19 protein-coding genes, 1 tRNA gene and 2 pseudogenes are annotated in these 24,595 nt (G+C 69.6%); 7 read left to right on the top strand and 15 right to left on the bottom strand.

The genetic code is table 11. The annotated features are described in order from the left end of the window. Positions 1-46: 46 nt before the first annotated feature. The 3 genes and pseudogenes from N8I84_RS11245 to N8I84_RS11235 form a co-directional block, all read right to left on the bottom strand. A complete protein-coding gene (locus tag N8I84_RS11245; RefSeq protein WP_263235060.1) occupies positions 47-367 on the bottom strand; it encodes a hypothetical protein in 321 nt (106 codons plus the stop codon). Positions 368-444: 77 nt separating this feature from the next. Further along, positions 445-789, bottom strand: a pseudogene (locus N8I84_RS11240) (ankyrin repeat domain-containing protein); the annotation flags it as partial. A 114-nt stretch (positions 790-903) separates the two neighbouring features. After that, a complete protein-coding gene (locus N8I84_RS11235; RefSeq protein ID WP_263229386.1) occupies positions 904-1,800 on the bottom strand; it encodes a hypothetical protein in 897 nt (298 codons plus the stop codon). Positions 1,801-1,999: 199 nt separating this feature from the next. Between N8I84_RS11235 and N8I84_RS11230 the strand changes: the two genes are divergently transcribed. The 5 genes and pseudogenes from N8I84_RS11230 to N8I84_RS11210 all read left to right on the top strand — a co-directional run bounded on the left by N8I84_RS11230 (position 2,000) and on the right by N8I84_RS11210 (position 9,102). Then, the gene (locus N8I84_RS11230; RefSeq protein WP_263229385.1) at positions 2,000-2,350 is read left to right on the top strand and encodes a chorismate mutase; all 351 of its coding nucleotides are present in this window, start codon (positions 2,000-2,002) and stop codon (positions 2,348-2,350) included. 602 nt (positions 2,351-2,952) lie between these two features. Next, on the top strand, positions 2,953-3,510 hold the full coding sequence (locus N8I84_RS11225) for a response regulator (protein ID WP_200416861.1): 558 nt from the start codon (positions 2,953-2,955) through the stop codon (positions 3,508-3,510). A gap of 56 nt (positions 3,511-3,566) precedes the next feature. Next, positions 3,567-6,097: pseudogene (gene pepN, locus N8I84_RS11220) on the top strand (aminopeptidase N). Between the two features lie 207 nt (positions 6,098-6,304). Then, a complete protein-coding gene (locus N8I84_RS11215; protein WP_263229384.1) occupies positions 6,305-7,696 on the top strand; it encodes a pyridoxal phosphate-dependent decarboxylase family protein in 1,392 nt (463 codons plus the stop codon). After that, positions 7,693-9,102, top strand: coding sequence for a lysine N(6)-hydroxylase/L-ornithine N(5)-oxygenase family protein (locus N8I84_RS11210; RefSeq protein ID WP_263229383.1), 1,410 nt, complete (start codon positions 7,693-7,695; stop codon positions 9,100-9,102). The genes N8I84_RS11215 and N8I84_RS11210 overlap by 4 nt, the downstream gene beginning before the upstream one ends. Positions 9,103-9,181: 79 nt before the next feature. On the opposite strand, the gene N8I84_RS11205 is transcribed toward N8I84_RS11210, so the two are convergent. Continuing rightward, on the bottom strand, positions 9,182-10,978 hold the full coding sequence (locus N8I84_RS11205) for a bifunctional metallophosphatase/5'-nucleotidase (protein WP_263229382.1): 1,797 nt from the start codon (positions 10,976-10,978) through the stop codon (positions 9,182-9,184). Between the two features lie 307 nt (positions 10,979-11,285). Here N8I84_RS11205 and pyk point away from each other — a divergent pair, with 307 nt between their 5' ends. Beyond that, positions 11,286-12,722, top strand: a complete 1,437-nt coding sequence (gene pyk, locus N8I84_RS11200; protein ID WP_263229381.1) for a pyruvate kinase — start codon at positions 11,286-11,288, stop codon at positions 12,720-12,722. Positions 12,723-12,726: 4 nt separating this feature from the next. On the opposite strand, the gene N8I84_RS11195 is transcribed toward pyk, so the two are convergent. Both N8I84_RS11195 and N8I84_RS11190 read right to left on the bottom strand, forming a co-directional pair. After that, positions 12,727-13,506 carry a helix-turn-helix domain-containing protein gene (locus N8I84_RS11195; RefSeq protein WP_263229380.1) on the bottom strand — a complete coding sequence of 260 codons (780 nt, stop codon included), beginning with the start codon at positions 13,504-13,506 and terminating at the stop codon, positions 12,727-12,729. Between the two features lie 83 nt (positions 13,507-13,589). Then, positions 13,590-13,672, bottom strand: a tRNA-Leu gene (locus tag N8I84_RS11190). Positions 13,673-13,770: 98 nt separating this feature from the next. Between N8I84_RS11190 and N8I84_RS11185 the strand changes: the two genes are divergently transcribed. Continuing rightward, the gene (locus tag N8I84_RS11185) at positions 13,771-14,421 is read left to right on the top strand and encodes an ANTAR domain-containing response regulator (protein ID WP_263229379.1); all 651 of its coding nucleotides are present in this window, start codon (positions 13,771-13,773) and stop codon (positions 14,419-14,421) included. An 89-nt stretch (positions 14,422-14,510) separates the two neighbouring features. Here N8I84_RS11185 and N8I84_RS11180 read toward each other — a convergent pair whose 3' ends face one another. From N8I84_RS11180 to N8I84_RS11140, 9 genes are all read right to left on the bottom strand, one after another. Then, a complete protein-coding gene (locus N8I84_RS11180; RefSeq protein WP_263229378.1) occupies positions 14,511-15,227 on the bottom strand; it encodes an ABC transporter ATP-binding protein in 717 nt (238 codons plus the stop codon). Next, positions 15,224-16,135 carry an ABC transporter ATP-binding protein gene (locus N8I84_RS11175; protein WP_263229377.1) on the bottom strand — a complete coding sequence of 304 codons (912 nt, stop codon included), beginning with the start codon at positions 16,133-16,135 and terminating at the stop codon, positions 15,224-15,226. Before N8I84_RS11175 ends, N8I84_RS11180 begins: the two co-directional genes overlap by 4 nt. A gap of 5 nt (positions 16,136-16,140) precedes the next feature. Further along, complete coding sequence (locus tag N8I84_RS11170) at positions 16,141-17,967, bottom strand: branched-chain amino acid ABC transporter permease (protein WP_263229376.1); 1,827 nt, start codon at positions 17,965-17,967, stop codon at positions 16,141-16,143. A gap of 5 nt (positions 17,968-17,972) precedes the next feature. After that, a complete protein-coding gene (locus tag N8I84_RS11165; RefSeq protein WP_263229375.1) occupies positions 17,973-18,905 on the bottom strand; it encodes a branched-chain amino acid ABC transporter permease in 933 nt (310 codons plus the stop codon). Positions 18,906-19,019: 114 nt separating this feature from the next. Next, complete coding sequence (locus N8I84_RS11160) at positions 19,020-20,249, bottom strand: branched-chain amino acid ABC transporter substrate-binding protein (RefSeq protein WP_263229374.1); 1,230 nt, start codon at positions 20,247-20,249, stop codon at positions 19,020-19,022. Between the two features lie 287 nt (positions 20,250-20,536). After that, the gene (locus N8I84_RS11155; protein WP_263229373.1) at positions 20,537-21,145 is read right to left on the bottom strand and encodes a Tat pathway signal sequence domain protein; all 609 of its coding nucleotides are present in this window, start codon (positions 21,143-21,145) and stop codon (positions 20,537-20,539) included. Beyond that, positions 21,142-21,564, bottom strand: coding sequence for a hypothetical protein (locus N8I84_RS11150; RefSeq protein ID WP_263229372.1), 423 nt, complete (start codon positions 21,562-21,564; stop codon positions 21,142-21,144). The genes N8I84_RS11155 and N8I84_RS11150 overlap by 4 nt, the downstream gene beginning before the upstream one ends. 63 nt (positions 21,565-21,627) lie before the next feature. Beyond that, on the bottom strand, positions 21,628-22,116 hold the full coding sequence (locus N8I84_RS11145) for a PaaI family thioesterase (protein WP_263229371.1): 489 nt from the start codon (positions 22,114-22,116) through the stop codon (positions 21,628-21,630). A gap of 54 nt (positions 22,117-22,170) precedes the next feature. Beyond that, positions 22,171-24,474, bottom strand: a complete 2,304-nt coding sequence (locus tag N8I84_RS11140) for an FdhF/YdeP family oxidoreductase (RefSeq protein WP_263229370.1) — start codon at positions 24,472-24,474, stop codon at positions 22,171-22,173. Positions 24,475-24,595: the final 121 nt, after the last annotated feature.

Raw genomic sequence — 24,595 nt, 5'->3', positions numbered from 1 at the left:
GCTTCGGGGGCGTGGGCCACGAGGTCCGCGCCCCCGCTTGTGCGCCTCACCCGGTGAGGGCGCCGGGCCCCGTCTGCAACAGGTCCACGATCAGGCGGTGTCCCGTCTGCTGGTCGTTCCCCGCCGCCGGCCGACCGTCGCGCACCAGGGCGACCTCGACGGTCACCGTGCCGGGCTCCTGCTCCCAGCGGCGCGTGACGTACTCGTGCCCCGGGCCGTATGCCGCCTCCAGGCCCGCCCGGAGCTCGGCCGCGACGTCCAGTGCCAGCCAGCGCCGCGCCTCGGCGAGCGCTTCCCGCCGTGCCCGGGCGCCGTGGTCCAGCAGGGCCCGCACGCAGGCGGGGGAGCCGCGGCGGGCGGCCGCCACCAGCGGAGGTTCCCCGGCGGGGCCGGGCAGGTCCGGGTTCGCGCCGCCGCGAGCAGCTGCCGGACGACCTCGGCGTGGCCCCGCTGCACCGCCCATGTCAGCGCCCGGAACCCGTACCCCTCCTCCAGATCCGGATCAGCCCCGGCCGCCAGCAGCGCCCGTACGACCTCCGTATGGCCCCCGCAGGCGGCGCCGCACAGGGGAGCGTCGGCGCCCGCGCTGAGCCGGTCGGGGTCGGCGCCTGCCGCCAGCAGCAGCCGAGCGACGCCCGGAGCGTCGCTCACCGCCGCCAGATACAGGGCCGTCTGGCCCTCCTCATCCGTCGACTCGGGGCTCGTACCCGTGCGCAGCAACCGGAGGACCGCGTCCTCGTCCCCTGCGTACACCGCCGCGAACAGCCCCGGCGGCTCGTGCGTGTTCATGACTCGACCCTCGCTCCGAGAGGGCCGCGGACGCAAAGACATATGAGGTGTTCTGTGCCACCTCTGTGCCGCCTCCGAGCCGCCTCACAGGTCGCACCGGGTTTCGGCCGCACCTCACGTGTCGCACTCCAGTACGGTGCGGCACAGTCCGCAGCGCGCCCGCACCCGCCCCCGTACCGGCACCCGGATCCGCTGGTGGCAGGTCGGGCACGGGAAGCAGACGCGCAGCGGGTCGCGGTCGGCCGGGGTGAAGGAGTACGGGACACCCGGCTGCGGGCCGACGGTCAGGTGGTCCTGGGCCGAGCGGCGGTCCCTGGCGTAGCGGCGGCGACCCGCCCAGCCGGCCGCGGTCAGCGGCGGCTGCTGCCCGTCTCGGCGGGCCTGCGCCATGCCCTTCGTGTACGCCGTGTAGGCCTGCGGGCTGGTGAACCAGACCGCGGGGTCCTCCCCGAACACCAGCGCCCGCTTGGCGAGCACGTAGCCGAACTCTTCCGGGGTGAGGTAGCCGAGCTTCTGCGACGACATCCCGTCCTCGCGGAAGGCGTCCAGCAGCAGCCAGCCCGCGCCCAGGTACGTCGCCGCCGTGTCGGTGAGGATCTCGTTGTCGCGCGTGCCGGGGAAGGAGAGGCCGAGACGGTGCAGATAGACGTGCATCACCTCGTGCGCGAGGGCCGCGCCGATGTCCCGGCGATGGGTGCGGAACCGGTCGTTGAGCTCCACGAAGTACTCGGGACCCGCGGCGAGTTCGACGTTCGCCGCGTGCGTCATCTCACGGAAGCTGACGATCATCCGGGCGTCCGGCAGCCGGTAGTGCCGCACCAGCTCGCGCGCCACCCGCTGCGCCCCCAGGTGCAGGTCGTCCTGGTCGCAGAAGGCGACGTCGGCAGGGAGCACGCTGGTCGCGAAGGTGCGGACGGTGTCGTACGACAGCCGCTTGTACAGGGCCGTGATGGCCGCCCGCACCGTGTCCAGATGTGGATAGCCGTGCTCGACCGGTCCGCCGTTCGCCACGTCCGCACCCCCTGAAGACGCCGGCTGTGCTTCCACTGTAGGCGGGCTCGTGGTCGGGGGGCGGAGCGTACGCGCGGCGCCGCGCCACCGGGGTGGTGCGCCCTCGGCGGGCGGTCGTGCGCTGGGCGCGCGGAGGGGAGGGATCCGCACTTCGGACGCCGATGATCGAGGAACGGCCCGCGCCGTAGGGTGGTCGCCCATGACCACCCGCCACAGCACCACCGGAGACGTCGACCCGGCCGTGCGCGCCGAACTGGCCCGGCTGCGCGACAGCATCGACAACATCGACGCCGCCGTCGTCCACATGCTCGCCGAGCGCTTCAAGTGCACCCAGCAGGTCGGCCACCTCAAGGCAGCGCACCAGCTGCCGCCCGCCGATCCGGCCCGGGAGGCCGCTCAGATCGCCCGGCTGCGCCGGCTCGCCGAGAGCGCGAAGCTTGATCCCGCGTTCGCAGAGAAGCTGCTCAACTTCATCATCGCGGAGGTCATCCGCCACCACGAGAGCATCGCCGAGGACGCCACATCGGCGACGGACACCCCCACGGAGTGACATCCGCGGCCGGCCCGCCTCCCTGTGGCGCGCCTTCCGCGCCGCGCCTTCCGCGCCGCGCCTTCCGCGCCGCGCCTTCCGCGCCGCGCCTTCCGCGCCGCGCCTTCCGCGCCGCGCCTTCCGCGCCGCGCCTTCCGCGCCGCGCCTTCCGCGCCGCGCCTTCCGCGCCGCGCCTTCCGCGCCGCGCCTTCCGCGCCGCGCCTTCCGCGCCGCGCCTTCCGCGCCGCGCCTTCCGCGCCGCGCCTTCCGCGCCGCGCCTTTCGCAACGCGCCTCCCGCGCCGCGCCTTCCGCACCTCGCCGCACGTGCCGCGCCGGAGCCGCGCGGGGGTCCGGCCGGCCGGGAGGGCCGCCGACTGCCGAGCGGTCGCGGACCCGAGCGGCCGCGGACCCGGGCGGCACGGCCGCGGGGACGCCCGGCAGGGGTCGGCCAGGCGGGCGCCACCGCGCACCGACCCTGCGCACATACGCTCGATCGATCGAACGCCCACCGGACACACGTACGTCTTCCGAATCGGCCGAAAGGCTCTTTGTCCGGTCAAAGGTGCGCGCGGTAAGACGGTTCCGGCATAAGCTGGTTGCCCAAGCGAGGGGACCTCGGGCCATGCCGTCTGATGCCAGGATTCTCATCGTCGACGACCATGTGGACACGCTCTACGCGCTGGAAAGCGCCCTCGCCCCACTGGGCTACCGCGTGACCCGCGCGACCAACGGCGACGCCGCACTCAAGGAAGTGCTGCGCGGCCAGGTCGGCCTTCTGCTCCTCGACGTGCGCATGCCCAAGGTCAGCGGTCTCGACGTCGTGCGCTACATGCGGCGGGTGGAGCAGACCCAGCACATCCCCGTCATCCTGCTCACCGGCTTCGGCATCGACGCCGAACTCACCTCCGCCGCCTTCGCGCTCGGTGTCGCCGACCTCGTGACCAAACCCGTCGACCCCTGGGCCCTGCGCACCAAGGTCCGCTACCTCTACAACGCCCACCAGCGCTCCCGGACGCTGGAGCAGGAGGTCCGCGCCCTGCGCGCCCGGCTCAAGGAAGGCACCGCGCCCCCGGCACGCGCCCTGCCGCACCCGGAGCCCCGCCTCCCGGGCCAGCGCGACGACCACGCCACCGAGCCGCCCCGCGCACCCACCAGCGCACGCGACGACGGACGGACATAGGGCGTGTACCGGACCGCCCCTGTGCCCGCTCGGCGGCATCGGGCAGCATGTCCCCCATGTCCGTACTCACGCGCGACGAAGCGCAGACCCGTGCCCGGCTCCTCGACGTCCACCGCTACGCGATCTCCCTCGACCTGACCGGCGGCGACGAGACCTTCGACTCCCGTACCGTCATCGGCTTCACCGCCCGCACGGCCGGGGACACCTTCGTCGAACTCAAGCCCGCCGAGCTGCGCTCCGCGACCCTGGACGGACAGCCCCTCGACCCCACCACCCTCGTCGAGAACCGGCTGCCGCTGAAGGACCTCACCGCCGGCGAGCACGAACTGCGCATCGAGGCCGTCATGCGCTACTCCCGCACCGGCGAGGGCATGCACCGCTTCACCGACCCCACCGACGGCGAGACATACGTCTACACCCAGCTGTTCCTGGACGACGTCCAGCGCGTCTACGCCGCCTTCGACCAGCCCGACCTGAAGGCCGTCTTCGACCTCACCGTCAAGGCACCCGAGGGCTGGAGCGTCCTCGCCAACGGCATCACCACCCATGACGGCGACGGCCTGTGGCGCTCCGCCACCACCCCCCTCATCTCCACCTACCTGGTCGCCGTCGCCGCCGGACCCTGGCACTCCGTCACCACCGAACACCGCGGGCTGCCCTTCGGCATCCACTGCCGCCGCTCCCTCGCCCCCCACCTCGACGCCGACGCGGACGAACTGTTCGAGATCACCCGCCAGTGCTTCGACCGCTACCACGAGAAGTTCGAGGAGCCCTACCCCTTCGACTCCTACGACCAGGCGTTCGTCCCCGAGTTCAACGCCGGAGCCATGGAGAACCCCGGCCTCGTCACCTTCCGCGACGAGTTCGTCTACCGCTCCGCCGTCACCGACACCCAGCGCCAGACCCGCGCCATGGTCATCGCCCACGAGATGGCCCACATGTGGTTCGGCGACCTCGTCACCCTGCGCTGGTGGGACGACATCTGGCTGAACGAGTCCTTCGCCGAGTACATGGGTTACCAGACCCTCACCGAAGCCACCCGCTTCACCGACACCTGGACCGACTTCGGCGTCGCCCGCAAGGCCTGGGGCTACGAGGCCGACCAGCGGCCCTCCACCCACCCCGTCGCCCCCGAAGCGGTCGACGACACCGCCTCCGCGCTCCTCAACTTCGACGGCATCTCCTACGCCAAGGGCGCCTCCGCGCTGCGGCAACTGGTGGCATGGCTCGGCGAGAAGGACTTCCTCGCCGGCATCAACGCCCACTTCGCCCGCCACCGCTTCGGGAACGCCGCCCTCGCCGACTTCATCGACTCCCTCGCGAGCGCCACCGACCGCGACGTGCACGCCTGGGCCGACGCCTGGCTGCGCACCACCGGCGTCGACACCCTCACCCCCCACCTCACCCAGGCCGCCGACGGCACCTACGCGCTCACCGTCGACCACGACGGCAGCCGCCCGCACCGCATCAGCGTCGGCCTCTACGACCACCACATCGCCGACGACGGCGCCCTCGCCCTGCGCGAACGCCTCGACCTCGACATCCCGCAGGCCGCGCCCCAGCCCCTGGGCAAGCGCCCCGACCTGCTCCTGCTGAACGACGGCGACCTCACCTACGCCAAGGTCCGCTTCGATGCCGAGTCCTTCGAAACCGTCCAGAACGCTCTGGCCGGGCTGCCCCAGCCGCTCAGCCGCGCCGTAGTGTGGAACGCCCTGCGCGACGCCGTCCGCGACGCCCGGCTGCCCGCCACCACCTACCTGGACACCGCCCGCACCCACCTCCCGCACGAGACCGACCTGGCCCTCGTCGACGGCGTCCTCGCGTTCGCCTCCGGCCACATCGCCGACCGCTACCTGCCCTCCCCCGAGCTCTCGGCTCCGCTCGAGCAGGGAGGCACCCCCATCGCCCGCCCCGCAGCCCTCGCCACCCTCACCGCACTGTGCCGCGACCTCATCCGCCGCACCGAGGACGGCGACAACCCGGGGCTGCGCCTGATCGCGGTGCGCCACTTCATCGACGCCGCAGCCCACCCCGACACCATCGCCGCCTGGCTCGCCGACGGAACCGTGCCCGGCGGACCCGAACTCGACCCCGAACTGCGCTGGCGCATCCTCGGCCGCCTCGCCGTCCTCGGCGCCGTCGACGAGGACGCGATCGCCGACGAACTCGCCCGCGACCCCAGCGCGACCGGCCAGGAAGGCGCCGCCCGCTGCCGCGCCGCTCTGCCCGACGAGGAGGCCAAGCGGCGCGCCTGGGAGGCGATGTTCACCACCGACGACCAGGCCGATCTGTCCAATTACCTGTTCACCGCCACAGCCCAGGGCTTCTGGCAGCCCGAGCAGGCCGACCTCGTCGAGGAGTACGTCGACCGCTACTGGACCGACGCGCCCGCCGTTGCCGCCCGCCGCGGCCCCGCCATCGCCAACGCCGCCGGCCGCTGGGCGTTCCCCGCCACGCCGTGAGCGAGGACACCCTCCGCCGCGGTGAACAGTGCCTGCGCGAAGCGGACCCCACCCCGGCCCTGCGCCGCAGGCTCGTCGACGAACTCGACGACCTGGCCCGGGCGTTGCGCATCCGCGAGGCGTAAGGAGTCGGCCTCCCCACCGACCGGCGCCCGGCTCACCACCGGGCGCCGACCGCGCGCGCGCGCGCCGCCCCCGCCACCCTTCCTCGTTCCTCTCCTCACCGGGGCAGTACCTGCATTCAGGTCTGATCGTTGTCCTCTGCGGGCGTGTCGAACCCCCTTGCCGCCAGGCTTGACTACCCTTGCCGCGCGCCCCCGGGAGGACATCCCATGAGCTTGCCGCCCCTCGCCTCAGGACCCGACGGACCGAGCGCCCTGCGGCCGTTGCTCGCCACCGTCCTCGACGCCCTGCACGAGGGCGCACGAGCGCGCGGCGGCCCCCTGCCCGCCGGCGGCCCCACCGCGGTCGCCGCCCGAGTACGCGACGCCGTCGGCGACGTCCTGCCGGAAAAGGGAGACCCGGACGCCGTACGAGCCCTGGTGCGCGCCCTCGCCGAAGGCGCCGCCGACCCCGCCGATCCGCTGTGCGCCGCCCACCTGCACTGCCCGCCCCTGGCCGTCGCCACCGCCGCCGACCTCGCCGCCTCGTCCCTCAACCCCTCCCTCGACTCCTGGGACCAGGCCCCGGCGGCCTCCGAACTCGAAACGCTCGTCACCCACGCACTCGCCCAAGAGGTCTACGCCGACACAGGCGCCCCGCAGGCGAAAACCGCGACCGCCCTCGTCACCACCGGCGGCACCGAAGCCAACCAGCTGGCCCTCCTCCTCGCCCGCGAAGCCCACGGCACCGTCCGCCTCGTCTGCGGGGCCAACGCCCACCACTCCCTCACCCGCGCCGCCTGGCTCCTCGCACTGCCGCAGCCCGTCGTCCTGCCCACCCCGCGCGGCACCCTCGACCCCGCCGCCCTCCACGCCGCCCTCACCGACCTGGTCGGCCCCCGCGGACCCGTTCTGGTGGCCGCCACCGCAGGCACCACCGACGCCGGCCTCATCGACCCCCTGCCCGCCCTCGCCGACCTGTGCGCCGCCCACGGCGCCCGCCTCCACATCGACGCCGCCTACGGAGGCGGGCTCCTCTTCAGCGACCGTCACCGCGCCCTCCTCACCGGCCTGGAGCGCGCCCACACCGTCACCCTCGACCTGCACAAACTCGGCTGGCAGCCGGTCGCCGCAGGCCTCCTCGCCGTCCGCGACCCTCACGACCTGCATGCCCTGCACCACCGCGCCGACTACCTCAACGCCGACGACGACACCGACGCCGGCCTGCCCGACCTCCTCGGACGCTCCCTGCGCACCACCCGGCGCCCCGACATCCTGAAGATCGCCGTCACCCTCAAGACACTCGGCCGCACCGGACTCGGCACCCTCGTCGACGAGGTCTGCACCCTCGCACAAGAGTTCGCCGACCTCCTGGCCGCCCACCCCGCCTTCGAACTGCACGCCCCGCCCACCATCAGCACCGTCCTGTTCCGGCCCACCGGAGCGTCCGACGACACCGTCGCCGCCGTCCGCCGCACCCTCCTGAACGACGGCCGCGCCGTCCTCGGCCGCGCCCGCCTCGACGGCCGCCTGTGGCTCAAAGCCACCCTCCTCAACCCCCACACCCGGCCCGGCGACCTGGCCGCACTCCTGAACCTGGTGGAAGGAAGCACGCCCCGATGACCACCCCGACCCACCACGAACCCGACGCACCCCGTGACCTCGTCGGCATCGGCATCGGCCCGTTCAACCTCTCCCTCGCCGCCCTCGCCCACCCACTGGCCGAACTCGACACCGCCTTCTACGAACAACGCGCCGGCTTCGACTGGCACCCCGGCCTCCTCATCGACGGCGCCACCCTGCAAGTCCCCTTCCTCGCAGATCTGGTGACCCTCGCCGACCCCGCCAGCCGCTGGTCCTTCCTCAACTACCTCAAGACCCGCGACCGCCTCTTCCCCTTCTACTTCGCCGAACGCTTCCACATCCAGCGCGCCGAATACGACGCCTACTGCCGCTGGGTCGCCGGCAACCTCCCCGGACTCCACTTCGGACACCAGATCGACGCAGTCCGCTGGAACCCCGACACCGACGTCTTCGAAGTCGACTACACCCAACTCGACACAGCCGGCCAAGCCCAAGCCCTCGGCCGCACCCACGCCCGCAACATCGTCCTCGGCGTCGGCACCGAACCCCACGTGCCCGAACCCCTCGAACCCCTCGTCAGAGCCCCCGGCCTACCCGTCATCCACGCCGCCGACTACCTCCAGCACCGCGACACGGTCCTCGCCGCCGACCACATCACCGTCATCGGCTCCGGCCAGTCAGGCGCCGAAGTCTTCCTCGACCTGCTGCGCCACCGCCCAGCCGGCCGCGAGAGGATCCACTGGATCGGCCGCACCGAAGCCTTCGCCCCCATGGAGTACTCCAAGCTCGGCCTCGAACACTTCACCCCCGACTACACCCGCTACTTCCACGCCCTCTCCGAACCCGTACGCGACCGCCTCGTCTCCGCCCAATGGCAACTCCACAAGGGCATCGACGCCGGCACCATCGCCGCCATCCACGACGAGCTCTACCGACGCACCCTGCACGGCGGCTGGCCCGACACCGTCCTCACCCCCGCGGTCCGCGTCCGCACCGCCGGCCGCGTCGGCACCACCCGAATCGAACTCCACCTCGAACACGTCCAGCAGGACACCCGCTCCCGCCTCACCACCGACGCCGTCGTCCTCGCCACCGGCTACCGCGAACGCCCCCTCGGCCGCCTCCTCGCCGGACTCGCCCCCTACCTGCACCGCGACTCGAGCGGCCGCCCCCGCATCGACGACCACTTCCGCATGATCCTCGACCCCACCGTCACCGGACACGTCTACGTCCAGAACGCCGAACTCCACACCCACGGCGTCGGCAGCCCCGACCTCGGCCTCGCCGCCTGGCGCAGCGCCACCATCCTCAACTCCCTCACCGGCAAAGAGCCCTACCCCTTGCCCCGCCGAACCGCCTTCACCACCTTCGGACTCCAGCAACCCGACCGCATCCCGCCCAGCCGACGGCCCCAGATCCTCACCCCACTCGTCGACGGACGGTAGAAGACCGGGAAACCGGGCGGCGCCGACACGAATGCCCGCGCCGGCGCCGCCCACCTGACCTGCTCAACCCTCAGAGGCCTTAAAAGACGGGTGTGCCGTCCCGCGTCAGCCGCCAGTCCACCGACGCGAAGTCCTTCGGATCCAGAACCCCCTTCGCCGTCACCCACTCCGCGATCCGGGTCCGGATCTCCGTCGACTCCGACCACAGCTCCCTGGCCGACGCCACATACGGGAAGGCACCGCCACCGTTCGCGCGGTAGTTGTTCACCGCCAGCACGAACTGCTGCCCGTCGTCCAACGGGGTACCGTCGAAGGAAAGGTTCCTGATCCGCGAACCGGCCGGCTGCGCGATGTCGATGTCATACGCCAGACCCGAGACGTAGTCGTAGTTGTAGTCCGGCCGACCGCCCGCGTTCGTCAACTTCTCCACATCGACCGGCGCGTCCGCCGCCGTCTGCACGAAGTACTCCGCCGAGTACTCCAGGTACGCCCGCAGCTGCGCACCCGTCATCAGCTTCGCCACCAGAGTGTTGTCGTACACGTACAGACTCGACAGATCCCGGATGGTCACATCCCCCGCCGGGATCTCGGACGTCCGCGAGAACGGCGACGCCTGCGCGATCACCGGCAGAGACGCGAACTCCGTGCCCGCCAGCGCCGCCCTGACGACGTCCTCCTGCACCCTGGTGATCAGATCGATGATCGGCGCGTCCTTGTACCGCGCCTCCACCGTCGTCAGCGTCTGCGTCGCCTTGCCGACCACCTGATTGACATACGTCACCACGGTGGCATGCGCGTCCGACAACAGCTTGGTGATTTCCGGATCGTCGGCGACCCTGTTGGAATTCCGCAGCGACGCCGACACCGACTCGACCTCCCACCGACCCTTGTCGAACACCAAGTCGATGTCGAACAGCGTGAGGCGCTCCGCGTAGCACAGCGGCTCGGACAGGACGACCGTCTTCCCCGTCCGCTCATTGGTGACCCTCAGCTCCGGGATCTCCACATGCGCGTGCCCCACCAGAATCGCGTCGATACCCGGCACCTGCCGCGCCACATTCGCGGCCGCGTTCTCCACGTACGGCACCTGGTCACCGTACGACGACGTGCCCGACGCACCCGAGTGCGCCGACACCACGACCACATCAGCACCCATCGACCGCAGCCTCGGCACCCACTTCGCCGCCTGCTCCTCCAGACCCGGAAACGTCAGCCTGCCCTGCACATACGCCTTGTCCCAGATCGCGATACCCGGATTCGTCAGACCGAGCACGGCGACCTTCACCGGCGGAGCGCCCGGCACACGGAACGTCTTCATGAAGTACGGCGGGAACGCCGGCCGCTGAGTCTTCGCATCCAGCGCGTTCGCACCCAGCAGCGGGAAGTCGCACTGCGCCTCGAACTTCCGCAACGTCTCGATACCGTAGTTGAACTCGTGGTTCCCCAGAGCCACCGCGTCGTACCCGATCGCGTTCATCGCCCGCGCCATCGGATGCACCGGACCGCCCTCGGCGGTGATCGGATCCACCTTCGCGTAGTAGTACGTCAGTGGCGTGCCCTGGATCGTGTCACCCGCGTCCAGCAGCAGCGTGTTGCAGCGGCCCTTCTCCTCGCGCACCTGATTCACCAGCGTCGAGATCCGGGCCAGGCCCTGCGCGTTGCCCGCCTTGTCCGCGTACTCCGCGTCCTTGAAGTAGTCCCAGTTGAAGACGTGACCGTGCAGGTCCGTCGTCCCCATCACGGTCAGCGCATACCGCTTCCGACCCCTCTCCGCCGGTGCGGCCTCGGCCGCCGGAGCCGCCGCGGCACCCGCCAGCGCCACCCCCGCCCCGGTCGCAGCGGATCTCCTCAGGAACTTCCGGCGGTTCAACGGCATCTCTCGAACTCCTCTGGAAAAGGTCAATGACGCGCGTAGATTCTGACCCGAACATGACCAACGACAACAGTCCCCGCAGGTTTCGATCTGGTGACCTCCATGGCCTGCGAACCGGCCTCCCCGGCGATCCCGCCCCCCTCGACCCGGACCCCGGCGTCAGTGAATATGCCACGGCAATTTCCCCCGGATGCTCATCGGAGCGCGACACCGCACAATTCAACACTTGACAACAAGGCTTCACTCAAAGGTTGTTGAGTAGTCACGCACGACCAATTCTCTACCGGCCGGTAAGTCATAGGCTCACACCATGCGCCGAGCCAAGATCGTCTGCACTCTGGGCCCCGCCACCGACTCGTACGACCAGATCAAGGCACTGGTCGAAGCCGGAATGGACGTCGCCCGCTTCAACCTCAGCCACGGCACCTACGCCGAACCCGAGGAGCGCTACCAACGCGTACGAAAGGCCGCCGACGAAACCGGCCGCAGCGTCGGAATCCTCGCCGACCTTCAGGGCCCGAAGATCCGACTCGGCCGCTTCACCGAAGGCCCCGTACTCCTTGAACGCGGAGACACCTTCACCATCACCGTCGAAGAAGGCGCCGAAGGAGACCGCCAGACCTGCGGAACCACCTACGCCGGCCTCGCCACCGACGTCACCCCCGGCGAACGCATCCTCGTCGACGACGGCAAAGTCTGCCTCCAGGTCACCGCCGTCGACGGCCCCCGCGTCCACACCACCGTCGTCGAAGGCGGCATGGTCTCCGACCACAAGGGACTGAACCTGCCCGGAGTCGCCGTCTCCGTCCCCGCACTCTCCAAAAAGGACGAAGACGACCTCCGCTGGGCCCTGCGCACCGGCTTCGACATCATCGCACTCTCATTCGTGCGCAGCGGCCGGGACATCAAGGACGTCCACCGCATCATGGACGAAGAAAGCCGCCGACTCCCCGTCATCGCCAAGGTCGAAAAACCCCAGGCGGTCGAGAACATCGACGACATCGTCGCCGCCTTCGACGGCATCATGGTCGCCCGCGGCGACCTCGGCGTCGAAATGCCACTCGAACAGGTCCCGATCGTCCAAAAGCGCGCCATCAAACTCGCCAAGCGGAACGCCAAACCCGTCATCGTCGCCACCCAGATGCTCGACTCGATGATCGAGAATTCGCGCCCGACCAGGGCGGAGGCGAGCGACGTCGCGAACGCCGTCATCGACGGCACGGACGCCGTCATGCTCTCCGGCGAGACCAGCGTCGGCAACCACCCCATCGAAACGGTCAGGACCATGGCCCGCATCGTCGAGGCCGCCGAGGAGGACCTCCTCGCCAAGGGCCTGCCGCCCCTGACCGACAGCAACAAGCCCCGCACCCAGGGCGGCGCCGTCGCCCGCGCGGCAGCGGAGATCGGCGACTTCCTCGGCGCGAAATTCCTCGTCGCCTTCACCCAGTCAGGCGACACCGCCCGCCGCCTCTCCCGCTACCGCTCCCCGATCCCGCTCCTCGCCTTCACCCCCGAGCCGGCCACGCGCTCGCAGCTCAACCTCACGTGGGGCGTGGAGACGTTCCTGGGACCGCATGTCGACTCCACGGACGCGATGGTCGATCAGGTCGACGAACTGCTGCTGAAGTACGGCCGCTGCCAGAAGGGCGACGTGGTGGTGATCACGGCGGGCTCGCCGCCCGGGGTGTCGGGCTCGACGAACATGGTCCGGGTACACCACATCGGCGAGGACGACAGCCCTAAGTAGTCGGTCAGTACTTGGGGCCTACGTGGGCGTCGAGGAGGGCGACGGACGCTTTCTTGGCGACGGAGATGTTGTACGGGTTGCCATTGCGGGTGCAGTGCGTCCACTCGACGCCGAGCTTGTCGAGGGTGTCGGTGTACAGCTGACGGATGTCGTCGGAGACGTTGGTGAAGAAGTACCGCGGGTACTCATAGCGCTTGCGTTCACCGCCGATGAGCCGGATGGTCCAGTTCGTGACACGGCAGCCATCGGAGTGGATGAGGCCGCGGATGAACTCCCAGGGGTGGGCGTCGAGGATGGCTTGCTGCCAGGGTTCGAGGACGATAGGACGTTCATGCTTCTTGCCGGGCCCGTGCTGAGGGAACATGCACGTCCAATGCCTGGTGTAGGACTTCACCTCGATGCAGCCGGTCTTGACGTGTTGCCCGACGCTGGGCGTGGGCATCACCCTGCGCATGGCGTCTTCCGCGGCCGCGATCAGGCCGGTCTGTGTGGCGTTGCAGAAGATCGACAAATGATGCTGCTTGTACTTGGAGATGATGTGACCATCGCCGAGGTAGAGGCCGAGCAGGTACGAGTAAGCCGCTAGGTCAAACTCGCGGCCTGTGCAGCGAGGGCAGTCCGTCGGCTGCCTGTACATCTCACCGCGTGCCTTGCGGTCTTCATAGCGCCACCAGCTGATGGTTCCCCGAGGGATGTTGAGCTGCTCTGCGACGACGCGGTTGGGAACGCCTTGGCGCATCAATGCGACAGCATGTGCGCGAATCGAAGGGCTGTGCTGCTCCATGCGGCCACTCTGCGTTACCGACCGTGACTCAGTGCGCCAAAAAGCGGAGAACCACGCGAACGTGATCCTCCGCTTACTCGGAGTGCCGGGTGCGGGATTCGAACCCGCAAGCCCTCACAGGCAGAGGTGTTTGAGACCTCCGTGTATACCGTTCCACCAACCCGGCGCGGCACATGCGAGAGTGTACCGGGTCATCATCGTTTGGCGCCGCTAGGTAGGCTGCATTAGCAGCACTACCTGCCCAGCCCGTAACGAGGAGCCCGAGTGACCTCCCCCGAGTCGCCCCAGCCCGTTGCCGACGACGACAAGTCGCACGTGCCTCCGCTGACGACCCGTGTCGTCATCGCCGAGGACGAGGCGCTCATCCGGCTCGATCTCAAAGAGATGCTCGAGGAGGAGGGCTACACCGTCGTCGGCGAGGCCGGCGATGGTGAGCAGGCCGTCGAGCTGGCCCGGGAGCACAAGCCCGACCTTGTGATTCTCGACGTGAAGATGCCGAAGCTCGACGGCATCTCGGCGGCGGAGAAGATCGCCGAGGAGCGTATCGCCCCGGTGCTGATGCTGACGGCGTTCTCGCAGCGTGACCTCGTGGAGCGGGCGCGGGACGCGGGTGCGATGGCGTATCTGGTGAAGCCGTTCAGCAAGAGTGATGTCGTTCCGGCCATCGAGATGGCTGTCTCGCGGTTCACGGAGTTGAAGGAGCTGGAGAAGGAGGTCGCGGACCTCTCGCAGCGCCTGGAGACCCGGAAGCTGGTGGATCGGGCGAAGTCGATCCTCCAGACGGAGTACGGGCTGACGGAGCCGGCTGCGTTCCGGTGGATTCAGAAGACGTCGATGGATCGTCGTATGTCCATGCAGCAGGTCGCGGAGGCTGTCATTCAGGACGCGGAGGAGAAGAAGGCCGCCAAGGGCTGACATCCCCGTCGCTACAGCGGAGAGGCCCGCATCCCGTTGCCACGGGGTGCGGGCCTCGTCGTTCGGCGTGTGGCCGAGAGAGCGCGCGCTCAGTCCTCGCCGAGGTATGCCTTGCGCACCGACTCGTCGTGCAGCAGGTCCTGGCCCGTCCCCGAGAGGACGATGTTGCCGACCTCCATGACGTGCCCGTGGTCGGCCAGGGAGAGTGCCGCCTGGGCGTTCTGCTCGACGAGCAGGATGGTCGTGCCCTGGGACTTCAGCTCGGCGATCGTCGCCATGATCTTCTGCATCATGATCGGTGAGAGGCCCATGGAGGGTTCGTCGAGCATGAGCAGCTTCGGCTGGGACATCAGTGCGCGGCCCATGGCGAGCATCTGCTGTTCGCCGCCGGAGAGGGTGCCTGCGGCCTGCTTCCTGCGTTCTCCGAGGATCGGGAAGAGGTCGTAGGCGCGCTGGATGTCCTTTTCGATGCCTGGCTTGTCGTTGCGCAGGAACGCTCCGAGGCGGAGGTTGTCCTCGATGGTCATGCGGGGGAAGATGTGCCGGCCCTCGGGTGAGTGGGCGAGGCCGAGGGAGACCACCTGGTGGGCGGGGATCTTCTTCAGCGATTTGCCGTTGAATTTGATCTGTCCGCCGACGGGCTTCAGCAGGCCCGACAGGGTGCGCAGGGTGGTGGTCTTGCCGGCGCCGTTGGTGCCGATGAGGGTGACGACCTGGCCGGCGTCGACCTTGAAGGAGATGCCCTTGACGGCTTCGATCTTGCCGTAGGCGACTCGGAGGTCTTCGACTTCGAGCAGTGCGGTCATCGGTCGTTCTCCTTGCCGGGCGCGGCGTCCGTCGTGGTCTCGGCCGCTGCTTCGGCGGCTTCGACTTCGGCGATCTCTTCCTCGCCGGGGGCGTTTTCGAAGGGCTCGCCGAGGTAGGCGGCGATGACGCGTTCGTCTCCCTGGACGGTGGCGCTGTCGCCTTCGATGAGTTTTTCGCCCTGGACGAGGACGGCGACGCGGTCGCAGAGGTTGAAGATGAACCGCATGTCGTGCTCGATGACGAGGATGGCGATGCCTTTGTCGCGGATGGCGAAGACCAGTTCCTCGGTGGCGCGGGTTTCCTGCGGGTTCATGCCGGCGGTCGGTTCGTCCAGCAGGAGCAGGCCGGGCTCGCTGGCCAGCGCTCGTGCGATTTCGAGCTTGCGCTGTTCGCCGTAGGGGAGGTTGCGGGCGAGGTGTTCGGCCTTGTCCGCGAGGCCGATGAACTCGAGGAGTTCCATGGCGCGTTCGCGGGAGGCTGCTTCGGCCTTGTGGAAGCCGGGGCCGCGCAGGACGGCGGACCAGAAGCCTTCCTTGGTGCGGGTGTGGCCTCCGACGAGCACGTTTTCCAGGACCGTCATGTTGGCGAACAGGCGGATGTTCTGGAACGTGCGGGCGATGCCTGCGGCGGTGACCTTGAAGGACTTGGGCGGCAGGACGTTGCCCTTGTAGCGGACTTCGCCTTCCGTGGGGACGTACAGGCCGGTCAGGCAGTTGAAGAAGGTGGTTTTGCCGGCGCCGTTGGGGCCGATGAGGCCGACGATCTCGCCGCTGTTCACGGTCAGGTCGACGCCTCGTACGGCGGTGAGTCCGCCGAAGCGCATGGTGACGCCGCGTGCGTCGAGTACGACCTCGCCGGGGGCGGTGGCGCCCGGGGTGGTGTCCGTGGTGGTGGTGTCGGTGGTCATGGTGGTCAGGCCCCTGTCGTGCTGAGGACTGTGGGCGCTTCCGCCTCTTCGTGGAATTCCAGTTGGCGGCGCCGGTTGGGGATGAGGCCCTCCGGACGGAAGCGCATCAGCAGGATGAGTGCGAGACCGAAGGCGAAGAGCTGGTAGTCGCCGAGGAACTGGAGCTTGTTGGGGATGAGGAAGAGCAGAGCGGCGCCGATGAGGGGGCCGCTGATGGTGCCCATGCCGCCGAGGACGACCGCGGCGAGCAGGAAGGCGGAGTTGGGTGGGATGGGGCCGGCGAAGAGGTACTGCTCGGGTGTGACGGTGTAGGTGACGTGGGCCTGGACGGTGCCGGCGAGGCCGGCGAGGGAGGCGCCGACGGCGAAGGCGATCAGTTTGACCCGGAAGCCGTTGATGCCCATGGCGAGAGCGGCGGTCTCGTCCTCGCGGATGGCGACCCAGGCCCGGCCGATGCGGGAGTTGCCGCTGCGCCGGAAGACGAGCACGACGACGGCGGTGATGATCAGCATCAGGAAGAAGTAGTTGGCGAAGCGGCCGATGCTGAACCCGGCGATGTCGTGCTGGGCGCCGAAGTCGAAGCCGAGGATGTCGAGGTTCGGGATGGAGGCGATGCCGTTGGAGCCGTTGGTGAGGTCGGGTCCGGAGGTGCCGTCGAGGTTGTTGGCCGTGATGCGGAAGATCTCACCGAAGCCGAGGGTGACGATGGCGAGGTAGTCGCCGCGCAGGCGCAGGGTGGGGGCGCCGATGAGGACGCCGAACACGAGGGAGGCGGCGGCGCCGATGAGGACGGCGGCCCAGAAGGGGAAGTGGACGTGGAAGGGGGAGTTGGGGGAGCCGGATACCAGGGCCGCGGCGTAGGCGCCGACGCCGAGGAAGGCGACGTAACCGAGGTCGAGGAGGCCGGCGAGGCCGACGACGATGTTCAGGCCGAGGGCGACGGTGGCGAAGATGAGGATGTAGACGCCGAGGGTCGCGTACTGGTCGTTGGTCTGGGTGAAGGGGAACAGCGCCGCCGCGACGAACGCCCCGCAGGTGGTGATGTTCTGGTGGCGGGCGGTGAGCTGGGAGGCCTGGCTGATCAGGCCGGCCTTGTTGAGGGCGGCGAAGCCGAGGCCGGCGGTGAGCAGGAAGCCGATGAAGAGTTCGTCGTACTCGGTGCCGATGCCGTAGGTGAAGACGGTCAGTCCCAGGGCCAGGATCCCGACGATGATCAGGATCTCGGCGTAGGAGGGCAGCTTGCCGAGGGGGCGCGGGGTGCCGGAGGTGAAGGCGGCCTTGACCGTTGCCCATTGGTGGGCGGCCCGGTGCTTGAAGTGTTCCCAGGACGTGTCGTCGGGGTCGATGGGGTCGGGCTCGGGCCGCTGGAAGGGCAGGGCCAGGGCGCCGATCAGGGCGGCCAGGCTGGTGACGGCCACGAGGTAGCCGCCGGGCTCCAGGTTGACGAGTCCGCCGAGTTCGACGCTGATCGCCAGGACCGTGTACCAGGCGGTGGCGAAGGTGGTGAGGGCGGCGAACTTCAGGGCTGCGTCGGCGCCGGCGGGGACGAGCCAGCCCAGGCCTTTGATGCCGTAGGAGGCGAGGGCGAACAGGGTGGTGAGGACGCCGCCGATGAGGACGAGGACCTGCAGGCCGCCCGGGTAGCCGTAGACGGTGAGGTCGCCGGGGAAGTCGGCGGTCCAGGTCCAGGAGAGGAAGGTGGAGAGGATGGTGAGGGCGCCGCCGACGGTGGCGACGGCGCGGCCGATGCGCGGCGGGATGCGGACGAGTCCGGAGGGGGCGCCGGTGGCGGGGGTGCTCGGGGTGTCGGGTGCGGTGGTCTGTGTGGTCATCGGTGTCACGCCCTGTCCGCGACGCGCTCGCCGAGCAGGCCCTGTGGCCTGAACAGCAGCACGAGAATGAGGAGTACGAACGCCCAGACGTCTGCCCAGGACTGGCTGCCGAACTTTTCCATGCCGGGGAGGTCGGCGATGTAGGCGGTGGCCAGGGTCTCGGCGACACCGAGGACGACGCCGCCGATCATGGCTCCGTAGATGTTGCCGATGCCACCGAGGACGGCCGCGGTGAAGGCCTTGAGGCCGAGGATGAAGCCCATGCGGAAGTCGATCTGGCCGTACTTGAGGCCGTAGGCGACGCCGCCGATGGCGGCGAAGGCGGCGCCGAGGGCGAAGGCGACCACGATGATGCGGTCGGTGTCGACACCCATGAGCTTGGCGGTGTCGGGGTCCTGGGCGGTGGCCTGCATGCCGCGTCCGGTGCGGGTCCTCATGACGAAGTAGGCGAGGACGGCCATGCTGATGGGGGCCGCGATGATGAGGAAGACGTCACCGGTCTGGATGGTGACACTGCCGAGGTGGAAGGGGCCCCCGTTGATCTGCGGGAAGGTGCGGGCGGATTTGGCCTCCGGGTACCAGGCCCAGACGGCCTGCTGGAGGGCGAGGGAGAGGCCGATGGCCGTGATGAGAGGGGCCAGGCGGGGGGCGTTGCGCAGAGGCCGGTAGGCGAACCGCTCCGCTCCCACGGCCACGAGGACGGCGACCAGGACCGCGCCGACGAGCATCAGTGGCAGGGCGACCCACATGGAGGTGCCGTCGGGCAGGACGTACGCGTAGACCGTGAGGGCGCCGAACGCGCCGGTCATGAAGATCTCGCCGTGGGCGAAGTTGATGAGCTGGACGATGCCATAGACCATCGTGTAGCCGATGGCGACCAGCCCGTACATGGATCCTAGTAGCAGGCCGTTGACCAGCTGCTGCGGCAGTTCGTTCACCGCATGTCCTCCGAGACGTTCGGAAAAGTTCGACGGATGTGTCCGGATGCGAGTCCGCGCGGGGCGCCAGTGGAACAGCGCCCCGCGCGGCTCGTGAGGATGGTGCGGGCGTGGTCAGCCGGTGAAGGTACCGGACTTGACGGCCGTGAAGGCACCGTTCTTGACGGCGTACACGGTGAGCTGCTTGTTGGTGGCGTCACCGAACTCGTCGAAGGAGACCTTGCCGGTCACACCGTCGAAGGAGACGTTCTGCATGGCGGCGGTGACCTTGGCGCGGGCGTCGGAGGGCAGCTTGCCGCCGTTGTCCTCGACGACCTTCTTCACGGCCTCGATGATCGCCCAGGCGGAGTCGTAGGAGTAGCCGCCGTAGGCGGAGTACTCGTCCTTGTAGCCGGCGGCCTTGTAGTCGGCGACGAACTGCTTGGCGGAGGGGAGGGACTCGACGGGGGCGCCGACCGAGGTGGCGAGGTCGCCGGTGGCCTCGGGGCCGGCCAGCTTGCCGTAGGTGGCGTCGTTGATGCCGTCGCCGCCGACGAGCGGGATCTTGGCACCGGCGGCCTTGATCTGCTTGCTGAGCGGGCCTGCCTGCGGGTACTCGCCGCCGTAGTAGACGACGTCCGCACCCGAGTTCTTCACCTTGGTGGCGACCGCGGAGAAGTCCGTGGTGTCAGGGTTGATGTGCTCGGTGCCGACGACCGTGCCGCCGAGCTTCTTGAACTCCTCGGTGAAGGTGCCGGCGAGGCCCGCGCCGTAGGTCTTCTTGTCGTCGATGACGAAGACCTTCTTCTTCTTGGCGTCGTTGTAGACGTACTGGGCGGCGAACGGGCCCTGGATGGCGTCCGTGGTCGCGGTGCGGAAGTACGACTTGTAGGGGCGCACCTTCTTGGTCTGCCAGTCCGCGCCCTGGGTGAGGGCCGGGCCGGTGTTGGCCGGGGAGACCTCGACGAGCTTGGCGTCGTCGAAGACCTTCTGCATCGACTCGGCGACGGAGGAGTTCAGCGGGCCGACGACGCCGAGGACGTTGCTGTCGGCGACGAGCTTGGTGGCGTTCTGCTGGCCCTGGGACGGCTGCTTCTGGTCGTCGAGGGCTTCGATCTTGAAGGTGATGCCCTTGACGTAGTTCTGCTTGTTGGCGTTCTTGACAGCGAGGTCGGCCGAGTTCTTGATACCCAGGCCCATGGCGGACAGGTCGCCGGTCAGCGGGGCGTCGACTCCGATGGTGACGGTGGTACCGCCGTTGCCGGACGAGCCCTTGTCGCCGCTGTCGCGCGAGCCGCAGGCGGTGAGGGTGAGTGCTCCCGCCGCCAGCGCGGCGGTGATGGCGATGAGCGAACGTTGACGCACGATCAGTCCTTTCCCTGGCACGGCCCTCCCCCCTGGAAGCGGCCGAGTCGAGCGCTGGGCCGAACTGACATTCAGACCGCGCGGTGACTGGCCGTGACTCTAAGCGGGTGTGGGGGAGGTAAAGGAGAGGTTGAACGAGGCTGTGACGCTCTTGTTATGACACCGGGTAATGGAGAGCGGTACTGGGTGGGCGGAAGAGCGGAATTCGGACTGATTCGCCCAGTCCGCATAGTGAGAACTCGCAGGACGTGCCGGGGTGCGTTCAGGTGTCTCAGTCGTTTTGGTCATTACCCGGAACGGTTGCTGCAGGCGACTTGCAGGGCTTGCGAGAGGTCGTGCGCATACCGTGGCCCGGGTATGTAACTGTGAGCCTCTATTGCGTGCGTATTACGCAGAGTTACGTCCAGGAAAGGGAGTCCGGCGTTCTCCGGCGCTTTCGCGCAATCCGTCACATGCATGGTGATGGTGATCTTGCGAATGGATCCTGCCGCCGTCCGGAAAGGGACGGCGGGCTCGGAGGTCAGTGACAGGCCGGCGTAGGGCTGGGCCATCCGAGTCACGGTGACCGGCGGGCCGGACTGTACGCGCAGTGCGACCTCGAAACTGAAGCTCCCGGCGGGTGCGCCCCGGGGTGTGGCCTCGGTGTGCAGGTAGGTGATGTCGACCACCTGGGAGGGGTACGGCGGGGCCGGCGCCGGTGGCTTGTGGGGTCTGGTCGCGTAGACATAGCCGCCGCCCGCGAGGAGGGCGGCGGCTGTCGCGGCCGTGAGGACCGCACGGCGGTGCCGGTCGGGCAGCCGGGCCAGAGGCCCGCGGCGGACACCGGGCACGCCGTCCGTATCCACGTCCCCCGCGTGCGTGCCCTCGCCCGGCTCGAGGGGGCCTACGCCGCTCAACCCCACGGGCCCTTGCTCGGGCCGCCGGTGCGACACCAGGCGGCACAACCCTCGCGGGCCTGACGGACGATCAGCTTGTCGGCGGCTTCCGGGTTTTGAAGCCTCCCTTCGGCCGGCGCGGCGTCCGCGGCCGTCCGGAGCATCTCGCACTGACCGTTGGGGAGCCCCGACGACGGGTGGTGCCCGTGGGTGTGGGTGTCCAGCACTTTGCGCGACCAGCAGGCGGCGACCCGCGCGCACAACTCCTCGTCAGGCGTGGCCCGTGGCGACGCCGAGGGGGAGGCGGCCCGTCCCGTGCTCGTGGCGTCGCTCTGACCCAAGGTGCCGCAGCCGGTGGCCACCGCGCTCGTCAGCAGCGCCGGTCCGAGCCACCCCTTGTACGCAGTCGGCCCCGGCCGGGGGACTCCTCCCGTTCTCATGCCATGACGCTAAGCCGCCGGATGTCCGGGGGCAACGGCGTTGCAGGCGTGGGCTTTCGCCGCTCAGTCCGCCGTGCGCAGGTGCGCCTCGTCGCCGGGCTGCACATCGCGCAGCAGACAGGTGAGGCGGGCGGTGCACACGCGCTTGCCGCCCTCGTTGCTGATGACGATTTCGTACGTCGCCGTGGAGCGCCCCCGGTGTACGGGGGTGGCCACGCCGGTGACCAGACCCGAGCGCACCCCGCGGTGGTGGGTGCAGTTCAGGTCGACACCTACGGCGATCTTGGAGCTGCCGCCGTGCAGCATGGCGCCGACCGAGCCGAGGGTCTCGGCGAGGACGGCGGAGGCGCCGCCGTGGAGCAGTCCGTACGGCTGGGTGTTGCCCTCCACCGGCATGGTGCCGACGACGCGCTCTGCGGACGCCTCGACGATTTGGACGCCCATCCGCGTGCCGAGGTGCCCGGCGGAGAAGAGGGCGGGCAGGTCGACGCCGAGCGCGGCGTACTCGTCGACGACTTCCTGGGGGAACTTCACGGTGTGCTGCTCGCCCATGGGGCACGGCTCCGTTCGTGGTGATCGGTCACTCGACTGTGGCTGAGCAAACGCTCAGTCGGTCGCCGATTGTTCCAGGCGGACCACCACGGACTTGCTCGCGGGGGTGTTGCTGGTGTCGGCGGTGGCGTCCAGCGGGACCAGCACGTTGGTCTCGGGGTAGTAGGCGGCCGCGCAGCCCCGCGCGGTGGGGTAGTGCACGACGCGGAAGCCGGGGGCGCGCCGCTCGACGCCGTCCTGCCACTCGCTGACCAGGTCGACGTACGAGCCGTCCGCCACGCCGAGCGCACGGGCGTCCTCGGGGTGGACCAGGACGACGCGGCGGCCGTTCTTGATCCCCCGGTAGCGGTCGTCGAGGCCGTAGATCGTGGTGTTGTACTGGTCGTGGGAGCGCAGGGTCTGCAGCAGGAGCCGGCCCTCGGGCGGCTTCGGGTACTCCACGGGGGCCGCCGTGAAGTTGGCCTTGCCGGTGGCGGTGGGGAAGCGGCGCTCGTCGCGGGGGGCGTGGGGGAGTGCGAATCCGCCCGGGCGGGCCACGCGCGCGTTGAAGTCCTCGAAGCCGGGGATCACGCGCGCGATGCGGTCGCGGATGGTCGCGTAGTCCTTCTCGAACTCCTCCCACGACACCTTGCTGTCGGCGCCGAGCACCCGGCGGGCGAGGCGGCACACGATGGCCGGCTCGGAGAGCAGGTGCGGGCTCGCGGGCTCCAGACGGCCGCGGGAGGCGTGCACCATGCCCATGGAGTCCTCGACGGTGACGAACTGCTCGCCGCCGCCCTGAAGGTCGCGCTCGGTACGGCCGAGGGTGGGCAGGATCAGGGCGCGCGCGCCGGTGACCGCATGCGAGCGGTTCAGCTTCGTCGACACGTGCACGGTCAGGCGGGCGCGCCGCATGGCGGCTTCCGTCACCTCCGTGTCGGGGGAGGCGGACACGAAGTTGCCGCCCATCGCGAAGAAGACCTTGGCCTCGCCGTCCCGCAGCGCGCGGATGGCCCGGACGACGTCGTAGCCGTGCTCGCGCGGCGGCGCGAACCCGAACTCCTTCTCCAGGGCGTCCAGGAAGGCGGGCGCGGGCCGTTCGAAGATGCCCATCGTGCGGTCGCCCTGCACGTTCGAGTGACCGCGCACCGGGCACACGCCCGCACCGGGGCGGCCGATGTTGCCGCGCAGCAGGAGGAAGTTGACCACCTCGCGGATGGTGGGAACCGAGTGCTTGTGCTGGGTGAGGCCCATCGCCCAGCAGACGATGGTGCGCTGCGAGGCGAGGACCATCCGCAGGGCCTTCTCGATCTCCTCGCGCGTGAGTCCGGTCGCCGTGAGCGTCTCGTCCCAGTCGGCGGCGCGGGCGGCCTTCGCGAACTCCTCGAAGCCGTGGGTGTGGTCGCGGACGAAGTCCTCGTCGATCGCGCCGGACCCCGCGCCGGAGGCGCTGTCGTGCTCAGCGAGGATCAGCTTGTTCAGGAGGCGGAAGAGGGCCTGGTCTCCGCCGATGCGGATCTGCAGGAACAGGTCGGTGAGCGCGGCGCCCGCGGTGAGGCCCTTGGGTGTCTGGGGGTTCTTGAACCGCTCCAGGCCCGCCTCGGGCAGAGGGTTGACGCTGATGATCCGCGCGCCGTTCGCCTTGGCCTTCTCCAGGGCGGAGAGCATGCGCGGGTGGTTCGTGCCGGGGTTCTGCCCGGCGACGATGATCAGGTCCGCCTTGTAGAGGTCTTCGAGCAGGACGCTGCCCTTGCCGATGCCGATCGTCTCGGACAGTGCGGAGCCGGACGACTCGTGGCACATGTTCGAACAGTCGGGCAGGTTGTTGGTGCCCAGCTCGCGGGCGAACAGCTGGTAGAGGAACGCGGCCTCGTTGCTGGTGCGGCCGGAGGTGTAGAAGACGGCCTGGTCGGGGGAGTCGAGGGCGGCGATCTCCTCGGCGATGATGTCGAAGGCGCGCTCCCAGGTGACCGGCTCGTAGTGGTCGGCGCCCTCCGGCAGGTACATGGGGTGCGTCAGCCGCCCCTGCTGGCCCAGCCAGTAGCCGCTGCGGCCGGCGAGGTCGGTCACCGGGTGCGCGGCGAAGAACTCGGGGGTGACCCGGCGCAGGGTGGCCTCTTCGGCCACCGCCTTCGCGCCGTTCTCACAGAACTCCGCCTTGTGCCGGTGGTCCGGCTCGGGCCAGGCGCAGCCAGGGCAGTCGAAGCCGTCCTTCTGGTTGACGCGCAGGAGGGTCAGCGCGGTGCGGCGCACGCCCATCTGCTGCTGGGCGATGCGCAGGGTGTGCCCGATCGCCGGCAGCCCCGCCGCGGCGTGCTTGGGCTCGGCGACCTGCGGCGCGTCCTGAACCGGATCGCCCATGGGCGGCTTCGTTGCCATCGCTGCGCTCTCCTTCACCGGCACCCGTGAACTACGTCTCTGATCCTCGCACGCGCTGCCGACAACGACGGCAGTGCGTGGAGGGCAGGGACCATAGTTCCGTATCATGCAATGGTTGCGG

The organism is Streptomyces cynarae, from assembly GCF_025642135.1.
GTDB lineage: Bacteria > Actinomycetota > Actinomycetes > Streptomycetales > Streptomycetaceae > Streptomyces > Streptomyces cynarae.
Note: the sequence above shows the minus strand (reverse complement) of the source record. Positions and strands in the feature narration are given on the sequence as shown.

Coding starts and splice junctions, on each gene's coding strand:
- N8I84_RS11225 (WP_200416861.1), top strand. CDS start 2,953: ATGCCGTCTGATGCCAGGATTCTCATCGTCGACGACCATGTGGACACG.
- N8I84_RS11170 (WP_263229376.1), bottom strand. CDS start 17,967: ATGACCACACAGACCACCGCACCCGACACCCCGAGCACCCCCGCCACC.
- N8I84_RS11145 (WP_263229371.1), bottom strand. CDS start 22,116: ATGGGCGAGCAGCACACCGTGAAGTTCCCCCAGGAAGTCGTCGACGAG.
- N8I84_RS11140 (WP_263229370.1), bottom strand. CDS start 24,474: ATGGCAACGAAGCCGCCCATGGGCGATCCGGTTCAGGACGCGCCGCAG.
- pyk (WP_263229381.1), top strand. CDS start 11,286: ATGCGCCGAGCCAAGATCGTCTGCACTCTGGGCCCCGCCACCGACTCG.
- N8I84_RS11180 (WP_263229378.1), bottom strand. CDS start 15,227: ATGACCGCACTGCTCGAAGTCGAAGACCTCCGAGTCGCCTACGGCAAG.
- N8I84_RS11215 (WP_263229384.1), top strand. CDS start 6,305: ATGAGCTTGCCGCCCCTCGCCTCAGGACCCGACGGACCGAGCGCCCTG.
- N8I84_RS11210 (WP_263229383.1), top strand. CDS start 7,693: ATGACCACCCCGACCCACCACGAACCCGACGCACCCCGTGACCTCGTC.
- N8I84_RS11150 (WP_263229372.1), bottom strand. CDS start 21,564: ATGAGAACGGGAGGAGTCCCCCGGCCGGGGCCGACTGCGTACAAGGGG.
- N8I84_RS11205 (WP_263229382.1), bottom strand. CDS start 10,978: ATGCCGTTGAACCGCCGGAAGTTCCTGAGGAGATCCGCTGCGACCGGG.
- N8I84_RS11195 (WP_263229380.1), bottom strand. CDS start 13,506: ATGGAGCAGCACAGCCCTTCGATTCGCGCACATGCTGTCGCATTGATG.
- N8I84_RS11230 (WP_263229385.1), top strand. CDS start 2,000: ATGACCACCCGCCACAGCACCACCGGAGACGTCGACCCGGCCGTGCGC.
- N8I84_RS11175 (WP_263229377.1), bottom strand. CDS start 16,135: ATGACCACCGACACCACCACCACGGACACCACCCCGGGCGCCACCGCC.